This is a genomic window from Paenibacillus sp. 01T422 (assembly GCF_056398785.1).
On record NZ_JBFTQB010000829.1, the window covers coordinates 1 to 2,925 of the forward strand.

Below are 2,925 nucleotides of genomic sequence, written 5' to 3' on the forward strand. Positions count from 1 at the left end.
TGATTCGTTGGCAGATAAAATGACCCTGCTAGAAGTGTAAAGCTTGTTGCCATAGCCAGAAATTTCCTAGCTTTCCGGTTACCCATTCCAGAAAACCTCCCATTTTTGTTTTCAAAGCCATCCTAATCTTAAGACTCAAGCAGCCTCCTTTCGAAGCACACCTGTAAGCGCTTCCCCATACATATCTTACTGAAAGAGACTGGCATTAACTATGCGGTAAATCTATCTTTTCTTCCGATAAAATAATCACATTTCCATTCCAGCATCATCCAGGAATACAAAAAGGGAGGTAGAAAACCGCCTCTCCCCTCACTTTGTGCCCTTAATGAAAAATCCATCTGGCTATCATGACTAGATCGTCGATATCCACCTTGCCGCTATGATTAAGATCAGCTCGCTCATATTTCGCCCAATCGTCATCGGTTGACTCTCTGCCGTAAGCCGCCGCAACTATAGCCAGATCACCCACAGATATTTTGTTATCGCCGTTTAAATCAACCGTTGGAGAGTCATTTGCCTGCGTAGTGGCGGTTATACTTGGACCATTCGTACTCCAAAACCCAGCTGAGTTACCCGCTTCCACCTTAAAGGTATACGTTGTATTCGGCTTCAAAGCCGTAATCGCGTACTGATAGACATTCCCCGTCACGGTGCCTAGAGCTTGCCCATCCTGATAGACCTTGTAGCCGGCAACACCAGCTGGATCGGTCGCTGCCGACCATGTTAGCATCATCCCTGTGCTCGTCACACTGGATACGTCAAGCCGCTTATCCACCGACCACTCTGGAGGCATCGGTATGTCTGGCGAACTATTCAAGATAGCTTTGGCGATGATGGCCAAATCTACAATATCAATCCTGCCATCAGGGTGGATATCCGCTTTCACATGGTTAGCCCAGTCGGAGTCACTCGATGTTTTACCATAGGAAGCTGCCGCAATCGCCAGATCACCGATCGTAAATTTGTTGTCTCCATTCAAATCCCCAGGCTGGGAGTTCTGAATGGAAATCGTATGTGTCGCTCCGCTTACATTGATTTCCACGCCATCGCCATTTGAAACGACCGTATTGCTTATAGATACATTGGTTATGGCAGCACTATTAAGAGGTTTAGAGCTCCAATGTAGCGTCAACAATTCGCTATCTTCGCGTACGGCATACTTCGCTCCATGACTTACCGCAATGATCCGGACACGTCCTGGCGTGTCCGACAAACCGGCTATAGAGAAATTATCCCTTAATGAGTCCACACCATTAAAAATCAACTGCTCAGCATCATAAATGACGGTGATATCCTGAGCGTAGACATCTTGTGTAACCCCTTTCAGTCCATAGGTCAAATTAAAAGCTTGACCAGTCTGCACCTTGTCCTCACCGGACAAGGTGGCATGGATGGCTTCCTCGGCTTTGGCAAGTGAGCAATCAGCAAACCAGCTAGCCGATATAAGAATGAGGAGCGCATATACAAGGTATGTCCTATACCTTTTCCTTTTTCTCATTGACTACTATCCTCTCGGGCTTTATGTAGGGACGAATCGCTGCCTGTCATTTTTGATAATCAAGTAAAGATAGAATTAGTGTGACGGCCTCTGCCCTTGTCGCATTGTCATTCGGCATGAAAAGGTTCTCTCCCTTGCCTTGGATCAGACCAGCTTCTGCAGCAGCTGCTACGAAAGAGTAAGCCCATTCAGGAATTTGGTCTTTATCGGCAAAAGTAGATAATTGATTCTCGTCTGCCTGGACTCCTGAAGCCCGCACGATCATCGTGGTGATTTCGGCTCGGGATATCATTTTGCCTGAACGGAACGTGTTGTCCTCATACCCTGATACAATGCCAGCGTTTACTGCTGACGAGATGCTTGATTTTGCCCATTCCGGTATAGATGACTGATCTGCAAAAGTAAGTTCTGCCTTGTCTTTCAACGGCAAATGAATCGCACGAGCCAGCATTGTCGCAAACTCCGCACGTGTTACAAGTCCCTGTGGCCTGAAAGTGCCATCCTCATACCCGTTGACAAAGCCCAGTTTCGCTGCTCTTTCAATCGCCTCTTTCGCCCAGTGCCCTGCAATATCACGAAACATAGCCGCATTGTCGTTTCTGATATCCATTGCGATTTGCGCGCCCGCATTTTGTTTAGTGGAAACCATTTTGCTGGTAACTAGCTTCACATCCGTAAGCTCTACCGCTGCTTGGCCTTTGCCAATGGGTTCAAAAGTAAGCGTACATAGGGGAACCTTCCCGCTTTCACCGGCAGCATTGCCAATTTTGGTGCTCGCAAATTGAATCTGATTGTCTTTCACGATCGCAGGTATGGAGAAACCGTTTAGGGCACTTTTCGCTTCCTTGAATCGCAATTGGTTGGTGTCGTAAACAAAGTTCACTTCATACGCGTAAATATCCTGAAGATTATCCCCTGTCACCGTAACGTTAATTTCTTTGTCTTTTCCTACTTCAGGTTTATCGTTACTGATTGTTAGCGTGTAAGTGAAGGAGTCTGCAGCCCAATTGGACATGGGAACCAGAAACATACAGATCATAAGTGTCAGCTGGATATAAAGAAGTTTACGTTTCATGCAAATCTTTCCTTTCTGAGCGTTCTTTTATCCTTTAATAGAACCTGCGAGCAGACCTCGAATAAAATATTTGCTCAAGAAAATATAAACAAGCAGCGTAGGTAAAGCGGCCAGAATCGCTCCAGCCATCTGTACGTTCCACTGTACAATTTGACTGCCTGACAGGTTTTGCAGAGCTACCATGATCGGTTGCTGCTTCTGCGTTGTCAGTGTAACGGCAAACAGAAATTCGTTCCATACACTAGTGAATTGCCATATGCCAACGACAACAAATCCTGTTAATGAAAGAGGGATCATGATATACCGATAAATTCCGAAGAACCCATTGCCATCGATTTTGGCTGACTCCAGC

General features: G+C 46.1%; 3 protein-coding genes. All 3 read right to left on the reverse strand.

The window, feature by feature from the left end; translation table 11 throughout:
* Positions 1 to 322 precede the first annotated feature (322 nt).
* On the reverse strand, positions 323 to 1,498 hold the full coding sequence (locus AC1DUA_RS31995) for a fibronectin type III domain-containing protein (protein ID WP_477503577.1): 1,176 nt from the start codon (positions 1,496 to 1,498) through the stop codon (positions 323 to 325).
* Between the two features lie 46 nt (positions 1,499 to 1,544).
* Positions 1,545 to 2,573 (reverse strand): S-layer homology domain-containing protein, encoded by a 1,029-nt coding sequence (locus AC1DUA_RS32000; protein WP_477503578.1) that lies wholly within the window; start codon positions 2,571 to 2,573, stop codon positions 1,545 to 1,547.
* Positions 2,574 to 2,600: 27 nt separating this feature from the next.
* Positions 2,601 to 2,925: carbohydrate ABC transporter permease (locus AC1DUA_RS32005; protein WP_477503579.1), on the reverse strand; the 325-nt coding region annotated here is incomplete at its 5' end.